Source organism: Rheinheimera sp. (genome assembly GCF_030690345.1).
In the GTDB taxonomy this organism is placed as follows: domain Bacteria; phylum Pseudomonadota; class Gammaproteobacteria; order Enterobacterales; family Alteromonadaceae; genus Alishewanella.
The window spans coordinates 1,149,247-1,166,971 of the sequence record NZ_JAUYGV010000006.1; the positions used below are offsets into that span (position 1 = coordinate 1,149,247).

The 17,725-nt window shown below is 54.1% G+C and carries 18 protein-coding genes; all 18 read left to right on the plus strand.

What is annotated here, in order from left to right:
• The first annotated feature begins 163 nt into the window (after positions 1 to 163).
• The 18 genes from Q8O77_RS09790 (at position 164) to Q8O77_RS09875 (ending at position 17,725) form a co-directional block, all read left to right on the plus strand.
• The gene (locus Q8O77_RS09790; protein WP_305552683.1) at positions 164 to 664 is read left to right on the plus strand and encodes a CinA family protein; all 501 of its coding nucleotides are present in this window, start codon (positions 164 to 166) and stop codon (positions 662 to 664) included.
• Positions 665 to 726: 62 nt separating this feature from the next.
• Positions 727 to 1,770, plus strand: a complete 1,044-nt coding sequence (recA, locus tag Q8O77_RS09795; protein WP_305552684.1) for a recombinase RecA — start codon at positions 727 to 729, stop codon at positions 1,768 to 1,770.
• Between the two features lie 160 nt (positions 1,771 to 1,930).
• Positions 1,931 to 4,540, plus strand: coding sequence for a hypothetical protein (locus tag Q8O77_RS09800; protein WP_305552685.1), 2,610 nt, complete (start codon positions 1,931 to 1,933; stop codon positions 4,538 to 4,540).
• Positions 4,541 to 5,263, plus strand: a complete 723-nt coding sequence (locus Q8O77_RS09805) for a hypothetical protein (RefSeq protein WP_305552686.1) — start codon at positions 4,541 to 4,543, stop codon at positions 5,261 to 5,263.
• Positions 5,233 to 5,847, plus strand: coding sequence for an outer membrane beta-barrel domain-containing protein (locus tag Q8O77_RS09810; protein ID WP_305552687.1), 615 nt, complete (start codon positions 5,233 to 5,235; stop codon positions 5,845 to 5,847). Before Q8O77_RS09805 ends, Q8O77_RS09810 begins: the two co-directional genes overlap by 31 nt.
• Before the next feature lie 23 nt (positions 5,848 to 5,870).
• A complete protein-coding gene (locus Q8O77_RS09815) occupies positions 5,871 to 6,353 on the plus strand; it encodes a TlpA disulfide reductase family protein (protein WP_305552688.1) in 483 nt (160 codons plus the stop codon).
• Entirely contained in the window at positions 6,325 to 6,597 is a 273-nt protein-coding gene (locus Q8O77_RS09820) for a DUF4266 domain-containing protein (RefSeq protein WP_305552689.1), read from the plus strand. Before Q8O77_RS09815 ends, Q8O77_RS09820 begins: the two co-directional genes overlap by 29 nt.
• On the plus strand, positions 6,584 to 7,720 hold the full coding sequence (locus Q8O77_RS09825) for a DUF3570 domain-containing protein (protein WP_305552690.1): 1,137 nt from the start codon (positions 6,584 to 6,586) through the stop codon (positions 7,718 to 7,720). Before Q8O77_RS09820 ends, Q8O77_RS09825 begins: the two co-directional genes overlap by 14 nt.
• Positions 7,721 to 7,732: 12 nt before the next feature.
• Positions 7,733 to 8,242, plus strand: coding sequence for an AraC family transcriptional regulator (locus tag Q8O77_RS09830; protein ID WP_305552691.1), 510 nt, complete (start codon positions 7,733 to 7,735; stop codon positions 8,240 to 8,242).
• Positions 8,227 to 10,110 carry a hypothetical protein gene (locus Q8O77_RS09835; protein WP_305552692.1) on the plus strand — a complete coding sequence of 628 codons (1,884 nt, stop codon included), beginning with the start codon at positions 8,227 to 8,229 and terminating at the stop codon, positions 10,108 to 10,110. Before Q8O77_RS09830 ends, Q8O77_RS09835 begins: the two co-directional genes overlap by 16 nt.
• Positions 10,107 to 12,941 carry a tetratricopeptide repeat protein gene (locus Q8O77_RS09840; RefSeq protein ID WP_305552693.1) on the plus strand — a complete coding sequence of 945 codons (2,835 nt, stop codon included), beginning with the start codon at positions 10,107 to 10,109 and terminating at the stop codon, positions 12,939 to 12,941. The genes Q8O77_RS09835 and Q8O77_RS09840 overlap by 4 nt, the downstream gene beginning before the upstream one ends.
• Positions 12,928 to 13,575 carry a tetratricopeptide repeat protein gene (locus Q8O77_RS09845; RefSeq protein ID WP_305552694.1) on the plus strand — a complete coding sequence of 216 codons (648 nt, stop codon included), beginning with the start codon at positions 12,928 to 12,930 and terminating at the stop codon, positions 13,573 to 13,575. The genes Q8O77_RS09840 and Q8O77_RS09845 overlap by 14 nt, the downstream gene beginning before the upstream one ends.
• Positions 13,568 to 13,870: a hypothetical protein gene (locus Q8O77_RS09850; RefSeq protein ID WP_305552695.1), complete on the plus strand. Its 303-nt coding sequence runs from the start codon at positions 13,568 to 13,570 to the stop codon at positions 13,868 to 13,870. Before Q8O77_RS09845 ends, Q8O77_RS09850 begins: the two co-directional genes overlap by 8 nt.
• Positions 13,871 to 13,883: 13 nt before the next feature.
• The gene (locus Q8O77_RS09855; protein WP_305552696.1) at positions 13,884 to 14,543 is read left to right on the plus strand and encodes a MotA/TolQ/ExbB proton channel family protein; all 660 of its coding nucleotides are present in this window, start codon (positions 13,884 to 13,886) and stop codon (positions 14,541 to 14,543) included.
• Positions 14,527 to 15,045, plus strand: a complete 519-nt coding sequence (locus Q8O77_RS09860; protein ID WP_305552697.1) for a biopolymer transporter ExbD — start codon at positions 14,527 to 14,529, stop codon at positions 15,043 to 15,045. Before Q8O77_RS09855 ends, Q8O77_RS09860 begins: the two co-directional genes overlap by 17 nt.
• A complete protein-coding gene (locus tag Q8O77_RS09865; protein WP_305552698.1) occupies positions 15,042 to 15,569 on the plus strand; it encodes a biopolymer transporter ExbD in 528 nt (175 codons plus the stop codon). Before Q8O77_RS09860 ends, Q8O77_RS09865 begins: the two co-directional genes overlap by 4 nt.
• Positions 15,566 to 16,504: an AgmX/PglI C-terminal domain-containing protein gene (locus Q8O77_RS09870; protein WP_305552699.1), complete on the plus strand. Its 939-nt coding sequence runs from the start codon at positions 15,566 to 15,568 to the stop codon at positions 16,502 to 16,504. Before Q8O77_RS09865 ends, Q8O77_RS09870 begins: the two co-directional genes overlap by 4 nt.
• Positions 16,505 to 16,525: 21 nt before the next feature.
• Positions 16,526 to 17,725 carry a hypothetical protein gene (locus Q8O77_RS09875; protein ID WP_305552700.1) on the plus strand — a complete coding sequence of 400 codons (1,200 nt, stop codon included), beginning with the start codon at positions 16,526 to 16,528 and terminating at the stop codon, positions 17,723 to 17,725.

Below are 17,725 nucleotides of genomic sequence, written 5' to 3' on the forward strand. Positions count from 1 at the left end.
GTATAGGCGGTAACGTGAGGATAGTCTGAAAAATTAGAGGTTGGGTATTATATGCCGAAGGTTATTCTCATTTGCTACGCAGCAGGGGTATGTGCGCTTAAGGCTTGCTCCGTTTTCTGGTCTGACGGCATAATAGCGTTTTGAATTCCCTGTTGGATAAAATATGACGGTCGCAGCAGACAGCCTGCAGCTGGCGACAGAATTAGGCCAGCTATTATTACGGAAAAAGTGGACTATCACCACTGCTGAATCCTGCACCGGCGGCGGCATTGCTTATTGCTTAACCGCCGTGCCCGGCAGCTCTGCTTATGTAGACCGTGGTTTTATTACCTACAGCAATAAAGCCAAACAACAGCTGCTGGCTGTGCGCAGCGCTACCTTACTGCAATTTGGCGCAGTAAGTGAAGAGACTGTGCGTGAAATGGCCGAAGGTGCCGCCAAAGCCGCCAATGCCGATATGGCCATTGCCGTGTCCGGCATTGCCGGGCCGGATGGCGGTTCAGTCTATAAGCCGGTAGGCACGGTATGCTTTGGTTTTTGCATTAACGGCCAGGTTGCCAGCAGCCGCTTGGTATTGGCCGGTGATCGTCAGCAGGTACGCCAGCAGGCCATCGATTACGCCCTGAAACAAAGCATTGAGCTGTTGACAGCTTTAGCAAACTAGACTACTGTACGAGCATACAGTGTTAATTGTCCGGCAAGCCCGGCTCAACCATGGATATAAAAATGGACGACAACAAACAAAAAGCGCTCACCGCCGCCTTAGGTCAAATTGAACGTCAGTTCGGTAAAGGTTCTATTATGCGTTTGGGCGACAGCACAGCGCTTGATATCGCTGCTGTATCTACCGGCTCTTTAGGCCTGGATATCGCGCTGGGTATCGGCGGTTTACCTTATGGCCGTATCGTCGAAATTTATGGCCCGGAGTCGTCCGGTAAAACCACCTTAACGTTGCAGGTTATTGCCGAAGCACAAAAGGCCGGTAAAACCTGTGCTTTTATCGATGCCGAGCACGCGCTGGATCCGGTATACGCGAAAAAGCTGGGTGTTAAGGTAGAAGACCTGCTGGTGTCGCAGCCGGATACCGGTGAGCAGGCGCTGGAAATTTGTGACATGTTAGTACGCTCTGCCGCTGTAGATGTCGTAGTCGTCGACTCGGTCGCCGCGTTAACGCCAAAAGCGGAAATTGAAGGCGACATGGGCGACAGCCACATGGGCTTGCAAGCCCGGTTAATGTCACAGGCTCTGCGTAAGCTAACCGGTAATATTAAGCGTTCTAATACCTTATGTATTTTTATCAACCAGATCCGGATGAAAATCGGTGTAATGTTTGGTAACCCGGAAACCACCACCGGTGGTAACGCGCTGAAATTCTATGCCTCAGTGCGCTTAGATATCCGCCGCATCGGTTCGGTAAAAGACGGTGATGAAATTACCGGTAACGAAACCCGCGTTAAAGTGGTGAAAAACAAAGTGGCGCCGCCGTTTAAACAAGCCGAGTTTATTATTCAGTACGGTGCCGGCATTAACAAGTTAGGCGAACTGATCGATTTAGGCGTAGCCCAGGGCTTGGTAGATAAAGCCGGCGCCTGGTACGCTTATCAGGGCAATAAAATTGGTCAGGGTAAAGCCAATGCGATGAAGTTCCTTGCCGATAACCAACCGGTAGCCGACGAAATTGAGAAAGAGTTGCGCGCCCGCTTGTTGTTAAAGCCGGGTGAAAAACCGATCGAAGAAAGCATACCAGAGGCATTTGAAGCCGACTTATAAGGCCTGTTCATCTGTCGTTAATAAAGCCAGCTTATGCTGGCTTTTTTTGTGATAAATTTTAACTTGCTCTGCTGTCAATGCAGCGATAAGCTGTTGACTTCGCCATTTTGTTTGGCGTGAAAACGTAAACAAGCAGTAAACGGTAGCCGGTGTCGGAATAATGATAATAATAACAAGGCTATGCCTGATTGCAGTCTGTGTTGTACTGGTGGCCTGTAAAGCCGATATCAGCGTGCAGGACGAACCGACAGATCCTGTGGTGCAGGAAATTGCGCTGGCTTTTGTTGAACGCCCACTGCTGATTAACGAAGATGAAGCTTATCAAACCAACCTGACTGACCCTGCTGCCTTTAACCCGGGCGCCCGCTTACTGCTAAAACAAAATGCCTTTGCCCAATCTGTTGAAACAGACCTTACCGCCGGCCTGTTTGCCGAAGGTGCGTTATATGACGTCAAAGACCTCAGTGCGTCGCCCGATGGCTTAACCTTAGTGTTTGCCTTACGGGCACCGGCACTGGAAAACGTTGCTGAAGAGCTGCAACCGAAATGGGATTTGTGGCGCTATGATGTACAAAGTAAAACTGTCAGCCCACTGATTGCCGATGCCCAATTAGCGCAGCGCGGCCATGATATCAGCCCGGCATTCTTACCGGATGGCCGTATTATTTTCAGCTCTACCCGCCAGACCACCGCACGGCAAATTCTACTGGACGAATTTAAACCGCAATACACGGCGTTGGATGAAAATTTAAACGCCCCGGCATTTAACCTGCACCTAATGAATGCCGACGGTAGCGGCATTGAACAACTAAGCTTTAACCTGAGCCACGACCTGTATCCGGTGGTGCTGGACGATGGCCATATTTTGTATAGTCGCTGGGACAACCAGAGCGATCGTTCAATGTTTAACTGGTACCAGATGCAGCCGGACGGCAGTGAAAACCAGTTAGTTTATGGCTGGCATTCACATGAAACCGGTGCTGAACAGTCTGAAGTTGAATTTGTTAAAGCCGTACTACTGGAAGACGGTAGCGTAAGTACTGCGTTGGCTTCTACTGCCGCGCCTTATTACAACAGCTGGCCACAGCAGGTTGCGCTGGCGCTGGCCAGTGACAATGAGCAGGCTCTGTTTGGCGAAACGCTGAACTTGCCGGCGCAAACGCCACTGTTTCCGTGGGCTTTTGATAACACTGAACGCACCGAACCGGCCGGCGCCGTGCACAGCTATGCGCCGTTAAAAGATGGCAGCGGCCGTTTTTTAGTCAGTTGGTCACCGTGTCGCGTGTTGGTTGAAGAGGTAGCGTTCAGCTGTGCTCAGTTAGACGATGTCAGTGAATTGGAGCTGGCTGCACCTTTGTACGGCTTATGGTTATTTGATACCGAAAAACAAACTCAGGTACCGGTGCGGCCGGGTACAGAAGGCTTGCTGCTGGCCGAACCTGTGGTGCTGCAAGCTTACAGCGCCGGGGCGTTTTTACCACAGAACCCGTTACTGGATGCAGAACTGGCCGCCGAAAATGCTGCGGTGCTGGATATTCGCAGCGTGTATGATTTTGCCGGTACTGCCAGCGTTAATATTGCCCAGCTGGCCGACCCGATGCAAAGCACGGCGGATGAGCGCCCGGCGCGGTTTTTACGCCTGGTGCGCGGCGTGCCGATGCCACCGGAAGAGGTGCTGGATGTACCCAATTCCGCCTTTGGTGTCAGCCGTCGCCAACTGATGCGCGAAATTCTCGGCAGCGTGGCAATAGAGCCGGATGGCTCGGTACAGGTTAAGGTACCGGCCAATGTGCCGTTTAATTTGGCGTTGTTAAATGCACAGGGCCAGGCTATTTCGCCGCTGCATCAGCAGTGGATCACATTAAGGCCGGGCGAAACACGCAGTTGCAATGGTTGCCATAGCGCACAAAGCACAGCACCGCATGGCCGCTTAAGCGGCGAAGCGCCAACGGCGAACGCCGGCCTTGCCAGTGATGGCACCTTTGCCAATACCAACCCGCAAATTATCGCTCAGGCCGGTGAAACTATGGCACAAGCTGCCGCGCGGTTAAACGGTCTGCCTGAGCTAAACGAAGCCCTGGTTTATCTGGATATCTGGACTGATCCTGCACTGCGCGCTGCAGATGCGCCTTTAACGGTCAGCCTGCAGGATTTAGCCACACCGCTGCCGGCCGGGGTGGCTTGCTTTAGCCAATGGCTGGCCAGTTGCCGCTTACGTATTGATTATCCTGAGCATATTCAACCCTTATGGCAGTTAGACCGGCGCCGTTTTGACCCCGATAGCAATGAATTGCTGGCCGATAACACCTGTGTCAGCTGCCACAGCCGCACCGATGCTAATGGCAACGGCCGCGTGCCGCTGGCGCAATTAGAGCTCGATAATGAGCCGTCTGATTTGGAAGCAGAGCACTATCGCAGTTACCGTGAACTGGTAAGCGTGGATAACGAACAGGAGTTAGTGGGCGGTGTATTGGTAGACCGGCTGGTTCAGGCCACCGATGCCGACGGTAACCTGCTGTTTTTAACCGATGAAAACGGCGATTTAATCCTCGATGATAGCGGTAACCCAATTCCGGTGATGGTTACGGTGAATGTTGCGCCCGCCCTTCGTGTAGGCAATGCGCTGGGCAGTACGGCGTTTTTTAATCTGTTTGGCGCCGGCGGTTCGCACCAAGGCTATTTATCGGCGGCAGAGTTGAAGCTGGTAGCAGAGTGGCTGGATATTGGTGCCCAGTACTACAACTCGCCCTTTGCTATCCCGGAGCAATAGATGATCAGATTTTTACTGCTCTGCATCAGCCTATTCAGCTTAGCTACTGTGGCAGAGCCGGTTGATGTCAGCGTAAGCGGCGATTTTGTTAATTTGCACTCCGGTGCCGGCCGTGGTTATCCGATAGTGCAGGTAGCCATTAAGGGCGAGCGTTTAACGCTGCTGATCCAACGGCATGACTGGGTGCAGGTAGAGTTTAAGCAACAACAATACTGGCTGGCACGCGCCGACCTGACACAGGTTATTACCACGCAACAGCAGCGGTTTGATTTGTCTGACGACAGAATGGCGGCTTTTGAGGCGCGCACCCTGGAAGCCGGCATACAGTTTGGTGATTTTAACGGCAGCAGCATGTATCAAGTGTCGTTGGCGTATCTGTTCAGCCCTTATCTGCAAACCGAGCTCTCTGTCGGCCAGGCCAATGGCGACCAGGCAGATAATTTAGCGGCAGAGCTGAGCCTGTATTTAAGCCCGTGGCCGCATTGGCGCTTGTCACCTTACTTTGGTATTGGTGGCGGCGTATTGCGCACCACGCCGCGTACGGTGTTGGTGCAAACCCCGGATCGCAACAATAGTCTGGCCAGTGCCGAGTTTGGCCTGCGCTATTACCTGAGCCGTAATTTTATCGCCCGCGCGGCATACCGGCGCAGTGTTATCGTCACTGACCGTAACGACAATGAAGAGATTGACACATGGAAACTTGGTTTCAGCGTATTTTTCTAGCTCTGTCTTTAACCTCTGCCGCAGCCATAGCGCAGCAGGTTGAACCGGACATCACGCCTGAGGTGGTGAGCGAAGATCTGCTCGACAGTGAAAACTGGTTGCTTGGCGCCCGCGTTGGTGTGCTGAGTATTGAGGATTTCGGCAGTAGTGCCCTGGCTGCGCTGGCGCTTAGTTATCATATTAACGAGGACTTTTACCTTAGCGCCGAATATGCACAGGCTAAAGCCGGACGCACCTCGTTTGAAGAGTTAAGCGGCGCGGCACCGTTACTGACCGACAGCGAGCGGGAATGGCGTTATTACGGCGCCCATTTGGGCTATATGGTATTGCCGGGTGAAGCTTTTTTAAGCGAAAACTACGCCTTGAACAGCGGACTGTCGCTGTTTATTGGTGGGGGAAATGTCGATTTTGCCGGCGATAAAGTATTTGCGCTGCAACTGGGCAGTCAGTTTCGCTTATATGCCACCGATTGGCTGGCACTGGAGCTGACGTTCAGCGATTACATTTTCGAAACCACCATTCTGGCACGCAGTAAAACCACGCATAACCTCAGCCTGGCTTTGGGTGTGGCGGTATATTTTTAGCGATGCAAACAGCAGAGGCAGTAATGAAAAAAACGATACAACAACTGGCGCTGGTACTGGCCTGTAGCTTAGCAGTAACGGCGCAGGGTGCTACGGCACCGGATTTCACGTTAAAAGCTTTGGACGGTAATAACCTGCGGCTGGCGGAGCAGCGCGGCGACATTATGCTGATTAACTTCTGGGCCAGCTGGTGCGGCCCTTGTATTCAGGAAATGCCGGCGCTGGATAAACTGGCACAAAAGTATCAGATGATGGGCGTGCAGGTATGGGGCGTTAACGTGGAAAACGACAGCTCAGCCGCCAAAGCCTATCTGAGTAAGGTGCAGGTGGCGTTTCCGATTTTGTTTGATATCGACAACAGCGTATCCAAAGACTACCGCGTTGAAGCGATGCCCACTACGGTGATCCTGGATAAGGACGGCAAGGTCCGCACTGTGCATCGCGGCTATAAGCCGGGTTATGAGAAGAAGTATGAAGATGATATTAAAACACTGCTGCGTGAATAGCGTCGTGAATAAGCCGGTATCGGCTTTTATGCGCCTGCTGTTACCGGCGGCATTAGTGTTGCTCAGTGGTTGCAGCAGTATTCAGCCTTGGGTAAAGCCCTATGAGCGCGACAAATTGGCCGATCCAATTATGGCGTTTGGCCGCCATCCGGTAGCGCTGCAACATGTGGCCCATGTGCAGGACTCACGTGAAGCGGCTAAAGGTGCTAACGGCAGCGGGGGCGGTGGTTGTGGCTGTAATTAGAGTCATTGCCGCAGCCTTGTTGCTGCTAAGCGGCGCCCTGGTTCAGGCAGCGGTATTGCCCGAAGACAGGGCTGATCTGATGTACCACGGCTATCAGGGCGGCGGCGTGTCTATTGACGGCCCTGCTGTGATGCTGCGCAAAAAAGCCGGCCAGTCGGTGTCGTTATCAGCCTATTACTACATCGACACTGTCTCCGGTGCCTCCATCGACGTAGAAGCCACCGCCTCGGCCTACACCGAAACCCGGCATGAAAAGCGTTTGGGTGTCGATTATCTGGCCGGCAACAGCATTTTAAGTCTGAACTATGCGCAAAGTGATGAAGACGATTACAACGCTAAGTCGGTGTCATTCGGCATCGCACACGATACTTTTGGTGGTATGACGACGCTGAGCCTTGAAGCCGGGCTGGGCGATGACACTGTGGGTCGCAACGGTGATGAAAGCTTCAGTGCCGATGTAAAGCGGTTTAATTACAAGTTTGGCTGGACTCAGGTGCTGAGCAGCCGCTGGATAGCGGCGCTGAATATGCAGGTCGACTTAGACGAAGGCTTTTTAAATAACCCCTATCGCAGTGTGCGCTATCGTGATGCCACTGAAGCCCTCGGCTATGGTTATCAACGTGAGGTGTATCCGGACACCCGTAACGGCTTTGCCGTGTCGTTGGTGAATAAAGTGTATCTGCCGTACCGCGCTGCACTAAGCCTGAACCTGCGGCATTACCAGGACAGCTGGGACATCCGCGCCTTTGATGCGGAAGTGGAATATGTGCATCCGCTGACAGATCAGTGGACGCTGGAGGCCAAACTGCGCTGGTACAGCCAGGGCCAGGCAGAGTTTTACCGTGATTTATTCGATTTTGCCAATCAGCAAAACTTTATGGCGCGCGATAAAGAGTTAAGCGAATTTGACAACCTGACCTTAGGCCTGGGCGCCGGTTACCGCCTGCCGGTGTGGGATTTCTGGCCCGGGGCGAAGCCCGAGCTGAACCTGCAGTGGGATCATATTCGCTTTAACTATAAAAATTTCCGCAATGTCACCATCACTGACGCCGGCGCCGGGCTTGAACCCCTGTATAGCCTGGACGCCAATGTGTTGCGGGCGTTTTTCAGCATTTACTTTTAACGGGACACACCAATGAGAACGCTGATACTAAGTGGATTGTTATGCTTAAGCGCTTTAGCCAGTGCCGATACGGCACCGGTTAGCTCGCAGTTAGAGCAGTTGAAGCAGCAGGTGATCCAGTTAAACCGTGAACTGTTTTTGCTCGAAGAAGAACTGCTGTTTCCGCCGGAAACCCAGCTGGCGGTATTTTTGTCGCTCGACAGCGGCCAGTTTTTTCAAATTGACAGTGTAGAGCTGATCCTGAATGACAAACCGGTCGGTGCTTTTCTTTACACCACACAACAGCGTGAAGCCCTGCAACGCGGCGCTATTCAGCCGTTATATAAAGGCAATGTCAAAGCCGGTGAACATAATCTTACCGCGGTTTTTGTTGGCAAAGGCCCGGATAACCGCGATTACCGCCGTGCGGTAAATTACCGCTTTGCCAAAGCAGACGATGCCGTGTTGCTGGAGCTGCAGGTGAAGGATCGCAGCAGCGACTATCAACCCGACTTTATTGTGCAGCCATGGTCCAACGACTGATTTGCCCGCTGTTGTATCTGCTGGCGCTGCACGCAACGCCGGCATTTGCGCAGGCGGCCATCAACGATAAGCAGCAGTTGCTCACAGAGAAACACTACCGCCAGGCGGCGTGGGCGTTTTATCAACAGCAACCGGCGCAAGCACTGGAAGCCTTGCAGTTGGCTCCTCAGCAGGATCAGCGCACTCAGTTGCTTGAAGCCGGGTTGTATCTGCAATTGCAGATGCCACAGCACGCCGCTGAGGTGCTGGCACGGCTGTTAGCCGCTGACAGTGAGGGCGACAACGCCCTGCCGGCGGCGCTGCGCAACATTGCCTTGTTGCAATTTGCCCGTTATCAGTTGGAGTCAGGGGATAAAGCCGCGGCGCGGCAATATTTAGCCCAAGTGAAGATTACCGCCGACGGTGCCTGGTTGGGCCAGCAGCAGTTGCTGAGCCAGCTGATCAGCTGGCCGGATATCGAGATACCGGCGCAACCGGATTTTGTCTCGTTGGCACAGCAGCCGGAAATGCCCTATATCATCAGTAATCAGGCGTTAGTGCTGGCCAAACAACAGCCGGAAATAGCATTGCAGTGGCTCAGCCGGTTGCAACAGCAGTTGGCGGTAGATGCGCCGCAAGGGTTCTGGCAACTGTTATTCAGTGGCCAGTGGCCGCTGCAGTCACAGCCGCAGGGTTTTGTTTACCCACAAGAAGAGCAGCAGGCGCTGGACGACTATGTACAATTGACACAAGCACAGTTACTGATCGAACAGCAGGATCTGGCCGGTGCCGATCGCATTTTGGCTAACTTCGGCGCTGACAGTGTGCTCAGCAGCAGCGCCTTACAACTGTACAGCCATATTTTGACTGAGCAGCGGCATATTCCCGCCTTACTGGCCGTGTTACAGCAGCAAATTAAACAACAACCGTTCAGCCTCACCGCCTGGCAAGCTGCCACCCGTATTGGTGAGCAGTTGGAGCGCTCATTGCAGCCACGCGATGCCCTGGCCGCTTACCACTGGGCGCAGCAGTACTACCAGCAACAAACGCAATTGATTAACCAACAAGCTACGCCGCTGCAGGTAAACCAACTGCAACAAGGCTTGTCGCAATGGCAAACACTGCAACTGAGCAATGACAATAACCTGCACCGCTTACAGCAGGATGCACTGGCGTTGCAACAGCAACTGAATGCGGCGCCACAGCGGCAACAGCGGCTGCTGCAGTTACAAGAGATAACCGCCTATAAACTGACGCAACAGCAGCAATTGCTGACGGGGCAGCTGCCGCTGTTAGTGGCCCGCAAGCAGCAACTGAGCCAGCGCTATACCCAACTGCAGCAACAGATAAATGAGGCTGCCACAGCACCGATGGCATTAGCGTTGTGGCAGGGCGAGCCTTATCAGCAACTTAGCCGGTTGGAGCGCTCAGAGCAACGCTTGCAACAGCTGGAGCAAAGCGGCCAACCGACAGCGGCATACCGGCAACGCCTGCAACGGCTGCGCGGTTTGCTGCAATGGCAGTACAGCGACAGTACAGCGCAGCGGCGCTGGCAATTCCAACGGGCGCAGCAACAGTTAGCCACCCAGCTCAGTGCGTTGGAGCAGCAGTTGGCGGCTTTGCAACAACGCGGCGGTAAGGCGGCAAGGCTGCAGCAATTACAACAACGGTTGGCACAGTTAACGCAACAGCAGCAACAGCTTAATCTGGCGCTGTTAAGCCAGCAACAACAGCTGTTGGCGCAGTTAAATCAGCAGTTGCAGCAAATACGCCGGCAACAATTGGCGCAGTTAACGCAGTTACAACGGCACAATAAAGAATCCATGGCACGGGTAATGGAGCGGGTATTACTGATGGCTGATGCCAATGCTGACGGAGGCCAGCCATGAAGCGCCGCGCACTGCAACCGCCACACAGCATGTTGCTACTGTGCTGCAGTGTGCTGCTGTTTGGTTGCAGCAACACCGATAGCGCAGCAAAACGGCAACGGCTGGCGGATTTACCGGCGTTTGACCGCAGCATTTTGCAGCAGGATGTGGCGGTAACCGAACAACAGCTGGATAGTTTATATCAGCAAATTCTGGCGCTGCAGCCTGAGCCGCAAACGCGGCAAAAGATTTTATACCGCTTGTCGCAAATGCACACTAATCAGCTGGAGCGTTCAGAGCTACCACCGGACGCTGAGCAAGCGGCCTTGCAGCAACTGGTAAGCCGCTACCGGCAATTGCTGCATGACTACCCGCAGGACCCGAACAACGAGCTGATCCGTTACCAACTGGCCCGCAGTTACGACTTGCTCGGCCAGCAGCAAGCGTGCCTCGAGCAGCTGAATATATTGCTGCAGCACTATCCCGACTCCGTGTTTGCCGCTGAAGCCTGGTTTCGCAAGGCCGACATTCATTTCAGTCGTGGCGACTATGACGCGGCACTGCCGGCCTTTTTGGCGGTGCTAAACGGCTCTGATGCTGCATTGGCACAGCATGGCCGCTATATGGCCGGTTGGAGCTATTTTAAGCTGCAACAGTTTGAGCAAGCCGATGAGCAGTTTTTGCAGGTGCTGGATCAAAGCTACAGTGAATTGCTGCTAACCGAGCAGCAACAGCCACAGCAGAGCCTGCGCGAAGAAGTGCTGCGTACCTTAAGCATTTCGTTAAGCTATCAGCAGCAGGGCGAAAGCCTGCAGGCGTTATTAAAGCGCGTGCGCTATCAGCGTGGTGAGCGGCCACTGACGCTGCTGGCTGAGCTGTATCAGGGCCTGGCAGAGTTTTTGGCGTCGAAAGACTTAGTTGCCGCCAGCCTTGATACCTACCGGTTGTTTATCGCCGATTATCCGCAGAATCTGACTGCAGCCCGGTTTCAGCTGCATATTATTCAGCATTATTTAGCCCATGCCGATGCAGAGCAGGCATTGACTGCGCAGCAGCGTTATATCGGCTTATTTGGCCCGCAGTCTGAATTTTGGCGCCGCGCCGGACGCGAAGAGTTAGCAGAAGTGCAGCCGCAGTTGCTGCAGTATCTGGATTACTTTGCCCGTAAACAGTACGCCGCTGCCGGTGCCATGCCGGCAGATACCGCAGCGGCAGCCTTTGCGGCAGTGAGCGATTTATGGCTGCAAATGCTGGCCGTGCTGCAGGAGCCGTTGCTGCAGCAGGCCACAGCGCCAGGCTACTCCGTGGCCGATATCCGTTATTTGCTGGCAGAATCTTACGCCGGCGCAGCGATGACAGAGCAAGCGCTGACACTGTATACCGAACTGGGTTATGGCCCGGCGTTAACCGATGCCAGCTTGTTTACTGCACAAGATGCGGCTTATAAAGCCCTGCTGCTTAGCGAAGAGCTGGCCGGTTCCGACGAGGCCGGCGCGCTGCGGCTATGGCGGCAGCAAAGCGATTTTGTCGCAACGCACAGCAGCCATCCGGCGGCGCAGCAAGTGGCACTGCAACAGTTGCAGCAGCGCTACAGCGAGCAGGATTATTATGGCGTGTTAACCCACAGCAACAGCGTTATACAGTGGCCACAGGCCGCGCAAAGCCGCCCGGAGCTGGTACAGGAAGCACAGTTTTTACACAGCCAAAGCGAGCTGGCACTGCAACAATATGCGGCAGCAGAGCACAGCATCAGTATGTTATTAACGCAGCAACTGGTTGAAACGCGACGCAGCTTGCTGACGGAGCAATTAGCTTCGGCGATTTATCAGCAGGCACAACAAGCGGATGCGCCGGTTGAGGCCGTACAGGGCCATTTGCAGCGGCTGCTGACATTGCTACCGGACTCGGCGTATCACGAAGCGGCCGCCTATCAGCAAATCAGCTTGTTGCTTAGCGCTAAAAGCTGGGCCGCAGCCATACCATTGCTAAGCGCCTTTATTCAGCGTTATCCGCAAACAGAGCGCGGCATAGTCGCCAAAGCCCAATTGCTTGACAGTTATGAACAGTCAGAGCAATGGGACAAAGCGGCCGGCGAGCTGACTAAACTTGCTGCCACGACGACGGAGCCTGAGCAGCAGCGCGAAGCCTTGTATCTGGCAGCGCAGTATTACCAGCGCAGCGGTGATACTGTCAAAGCACTGGATAGCTGGCGCAGTTATGCCAACCGTTACCCGCAGCCGCATCTGTTGGCGCAAGAAGCGCGCTATCAACTGGTACAGCTGTATCAAACACAGCAGGACCTGTACCGGCAAAATTTCTGGCGCGACAAAATCGCCGCTTTTGAGCAGCAATTTGCCGACGAAGGCAATGAACGCACGCAGCAACTGGCAGCACAGGCGCTGCTGGAGCTGGGCCGGCATGAAAGCGGCTTGTTTGCTGCGGTGCGGCTGGCGCATCCGCTGGCGCAAAGCCTGAAGAAAAAACGTTTACATATGGCTGATGCCATTAAACGCTATGAGCAAAGTATGCAGTACGGCATTGCCGGTTTACTCAGTGAAGCCCAGTTTCGCGTGGCTGAACTGTATCAGCAGATGGCCAAAGCGCTGCTCGATTCTGACCGCCCCAAGGGTTTAGACGAGCTGGCGTTGGAAGAATACGAGCTGCTGCTGGAAGAGCAGGCCTATCCGTTTGAAGAGCAGGCCATTGCCATTTATCAGCAGAACACCCGCTTAACCCAACAACAGCTATGGGATGACTGGATTAAGCAAAGCTTTACGCGGTTGGCGGTATTGTTGCCGGCCAAGTTTAATAAGACCGAAGCCTATGCCGGGGTAGCCGATGACGCGAATTAAGTTCAGCTTGGCGGTGGTAGTGTTGTGGCTTAGCGGTTGCAGCTTGCCAACTGTGCCGCCAACACCGGTACTGCAGCCGGCAGCTCAGCAGGCAACCGGCGAGGCGCAAATACCGCAGCAGCCGGTATTAAGTGCGGCGCAGCAACAGCAGTTTGAGCAGGCAAAACAGCAGCTCAGTAGCGGTGAATTCGCGGCGGCTACTGCCATATTGCAACCGTTAGCGGTGCAGTTGCCCAAGCTGCCGGGCATTCGCTATAACCTGGCGCTCAGCCAATGGCAGGGCGGTGATATCGCTGCAGCACAGCATAGCTTAACGCAGTTGCTGGCCGGCGCACCGCAGTACAGCGATGGGCATAATTTATCCGGTGTCTTAGCCCGACAGCAGGGCAATTTTCGCCAGGCTGAGCGCCATTTTCAGCGCGCTTTACAAGCGGACGCTAAGTACGCCGTCGCGCATAAAAATCTCGCTTTTTTGTACGAGCTGTACTTAGGTGAGCCATTGCAGGCGCATTATCATTATCAGCAATACTATGCCTTGACGCAGGACGACCAGGCCAAAATGTGGCTGGCATTGCTGGAGCAGGAACTGGATCAGTTGCCGGCGCAGGCAGCGAAGGAGCCGGATGATGAATAAACCGTTATTAGTGTCAGCTTTGTTACTGCTCAGCAGCGGATTGTGCGCGCAGCAGCGGGAACAAACCGTGCAACTGGAGAGCACCATCAGCGGCAATCAGGAGCAGCCGAAAACCATTTATGTGCTGCCATGGCAAAGCCCGGTCAGCCTGATCCGCATTCCGGGCCAGCCGTTACAGCTGCAAACCCCGACAGTGTCGCCACTGGATCGCAGTCAGTTTTTACGTTTTATCGCGGTGCAGCAAAGCACCACGACGTTACCAATAACACAATCAGTTAACTCAAAAGAGCAATAAGAGGATGTTTTTCATGGACTTTTTAAACGGCATAGTTCGGTTTTTACAGGAAGGCGGTGTGTTTATTTACCCCATCGCGTTTATCCTGGTGCTTGGCATAGTGATTGCCGTTGAACGCTGGTGGTTTTTACGCAGCGTGTATGGGGTAAACCAACGCGCCATGGCGCAGGTGCACAGCGCAGTGGGCCAGGCCGACACGGCGCGTATTCTGCAGCTGGCGGCCAATAGTGCCGCGCCGTTACTGACGATGTTGGCCAGCGGCGTAAACCGGCTGCGTTCGTCGTCACGGCGTGAAGATATGGAATATGCCATGGAAGAAGTGGTGCTGGAATACAGCCTGCGGCTGCAAAAACGTACGCCGTTTTTAGCCACTTTAGCTAACGTGGCGACTTTGCTCGGCTTGCTGGGCACTATTATGGGCCTGATTGCGGCGTTCTCGGCAGTAGCCAACGCCGACCCGTCGGAAAAAGCCAGCTTGCTGTCATCAAGTATTTCGGTCGCGATGAACACCACCGCCTTTGGTTTGATCACCGCTATTCCGCTGGTCTTTGTTCATGCCTTACTGCAGGGTAAAACGGCCAGTATTATTGATACCATGGAAATGGTCGGCATTAAGCTGATGAACAGTATTGCCAAACAAACTGATGGTGGCGCGGATGATAAAAAGGCGTAAAGCACCCCTTGCCGATGCCGAGCTTGATATCACGTCCTTTATGAACCTGATGATCGTGCTGGTACCGGTATTGCTGCTCAGCCTGGTGTTCGCGCAAATTCGCGTGCTGAATATTCAGCTGCCGCCGTTAAGCGAACAGCAATTGCAGCAAGAACAACAACAACCGCAGCAACTGGAGTTGGAAATTCATGCCAACCGCTTGCGGCTGAATTATCCGGCCGGCGAGCCGCTGCGGGTATTTGAGCTGACAGAGCAGGGCAAGCTGGATTTTGCCGCACTAAGCCTGTATCTGCAGGACTTGAAGCTGACATTTCAGCAACAGCAGATTGAAAAACAGGACATCAGCATTCTGGCACCGGACGAGCTGGATTACCAAACGTTGGTTACCGCTATGGATACCGTGCGTTCATTTAAAGCCGTAGTGGCGGCGCAGGTGGTGGATGCCGAACTGTTCCCGCAAATTTCGCTTGGTCAGTTGCCATCAGCGGAGGGTACAGAATGAAGATGTCATTTCGTGCCAAACGGCTGGAGCGGCAAAACCAGCGCCTGGCGCAGGGCAGTAAACTGAACCTGGTGGCACTGATGGATATTTTTACCATCCTGGTGTTCTTTTTAATGGTGAACCAGTCTGAAGTTAAAGTGTTGCAAAGCAACAAAGATATCAGCTTACCGCGCTCGGTGTCGGAGCAGCTACCCGGCGAGAAAGTGATGTTAACCATTACCGCCAACGGCATACTAGTGCAAGGCAAACCGGTATGGCAGGGCGACTGGCAGCAAGACAGTAACCTGTGGTTAGCCGATCTTACCGCCGCGCTGACAACAGAACTGAATTATCTGTCCGGCCGCGCCGGGCCCTTGCCTGAAGCACAACAGCAAAATGGCCGTGCCCTTACCATACTGGGCGATGCCGCCACGCCGTATGCGCTGCTGCGGCAATTGATGGCGATCTGCGCGGCCACCGAGTATCGCGATTTATCGCTGGCAGTAGAGACCATGCCGGCGGCGACTGTGGCGGAGGCACCATGACAACGCTGACCATGGCTACCTTTGAAACGCAGCAGTTTGAAGATAAACGTTTTTACCGTCTGTTATGGCTGGGTTTTCTGTTATGGCTGCTGTTTGCTGTACTCATACCGGCCCTGACCGTGCCGGAACGTAGCCGCCAGCTGCAGGAACAATTGCCGCCGCAGTTAGCGCGGGTGATGCTGGAAGAGCGCAAAGCACCGCCACCGCCTGAACCCGAGCCGGTGCCTGAACAGGTAGTTGAGCCGGTGAAGCCGGAACCGGCAACTGAGCCGGTAGAGGCAACACCGGAGCAGGTTAAACCTGATCCGCAACAGGCACGCCAGCAAGCCGAGCAAGCCGGCCTAATGGCAATGCGCGATGATTTGGCGGCGCTGCGGCAAAGCTTTCAGTTAAATAACAGCGCGCCGCAGGTAAAAAGCCGCGGCGAGCAGCAAGCCACACAGGTAGAGCGTAAGTTGCTGCGCAACGAAGCCGCCAAAAGCTTTGCCAGTGCTGAAGCTGCCGCCGTGGCCGGTGATATTGCCCGTTCTGAATTGGCCGATATCGGCAGTACTCGTTTAGCTGAAACAGAGCTCAAGGGCTTATCTGCCAACGCGCCGGCGCAGCAACAAAACCGCAGCGCAGCCGATAGCAGCGGTGGTCCGCAGGGGCGTTCAGAGGCGACTATCCGTCGTGTACTGGAGGCGAATAAAAGCAGTTTATATACGCTGTACAGCCGGGCGCTGCGTGCCAATCCGTTGCTGAAGGGCAAAGTGGTATTTGAGTTAGTGATCCGTCCGGACGGCAGTTTGGCCGAAGTCAACATAGTGCAAAGTGAGCTGAACGACAGCAAGCTGGAGCGGCAATTAACGCTACGCTTACGCTCAGTCAATTTTGGTGCCGAGGCAGTAGCCTTAACCCGTTCGCAGTGGACGGTGGAGTTTTTACCGGGCTGATAACAGCCGGAGGTGATAAAAATGCGTTATTTACCTTATGCCACTTTGCTGGCGCTTGGCAGCCTGCTGCTGTTTGGCGCCACCGCACAGGCCGGCTCGTTAGAGCAGGCCAAGCGGCTGCACGACCGTATCGCCGGCGTACCGGCCGATGCGGCAACCCTAAGTCAGATGCAAACGCTGATTGATAACGGCAATGCCACGGCAGCGGCAGAGCTGGCAATGCAGCACCCGGATTTTTACCGCACTACATTAAAGTTGTTTGCCGCTGCGGCCACTAACCGCGACCAGGATGTGTTTGAGCCGCTGAATGACTACAGCGCAACGGTAATTGGCCTGGTACGGGATGACGTCGATTTTCGCCAGTTATTGCAAACCGATATTTTGTATGTCGGTGCTGACAGCCTCGGCTTACCGCCTTATAACAGTAACGACAATGAACATTATCTGGCACTGGAGCGCCAGGCGGTAGATTTAGCTCAGCATTTAGAGCCCAGGGCGCAAAGCACACTAAACGGTATTCCAGCTGATGCCGCCGCCGGGATTATGACCAGCCGCGCCGCCGCCAAAGCGTTTTTTTATCTGGGTACCAACCGGGCCATGTTCCGTTTTACGCTGATGAATCAGCTGTGTACGGATTTAGAGCCGCTGCAGGATATTACCCGGCCAACCGACCGCATTCGCCAGGATGTCAGCCGCAGCCCGGGCGGCGACAGCCGTATTTTTAATAACCGCTGTGTTGGCTGTCATGCCGGCATGGACCCGCTGGCGCAGGCGTTTGCCTATTACGACTATCAGTTTACTGATGAAGACGGCAGTAACGGCCGGATTTTTTATCAGCAAAGCGGCACGCAAAACGACATAACGCAAAGCCGCGTGCAACCGAAATACCATATTAATGCCGGCAGTTTCCCCTATGGTTTTCGCACCCCGGATGACAGCTGGAGCAACTACTGGCGTGAAGGCCAAAACCAGTCTTTGGGCTGGGATAACAGTTTACCGGGCAGTGGTAACGGCGCCAAAAGCCTCGGCGAAGAGCTGGCTAACAGCACGGCCTTTGCCCAATGTCAGGTTAAAAAAGTGTTCCGCACCGTATGTTTGCGTGAGCCGCAAAGCCTGGCTGATGTGAATACCCTGCACAGTATTACCGACACTTTCCGCACCGGTGGTTATCTGCTGAAGCAGGTATTTGCTGACACTGCTACTTATTGTATGGGAGATTAG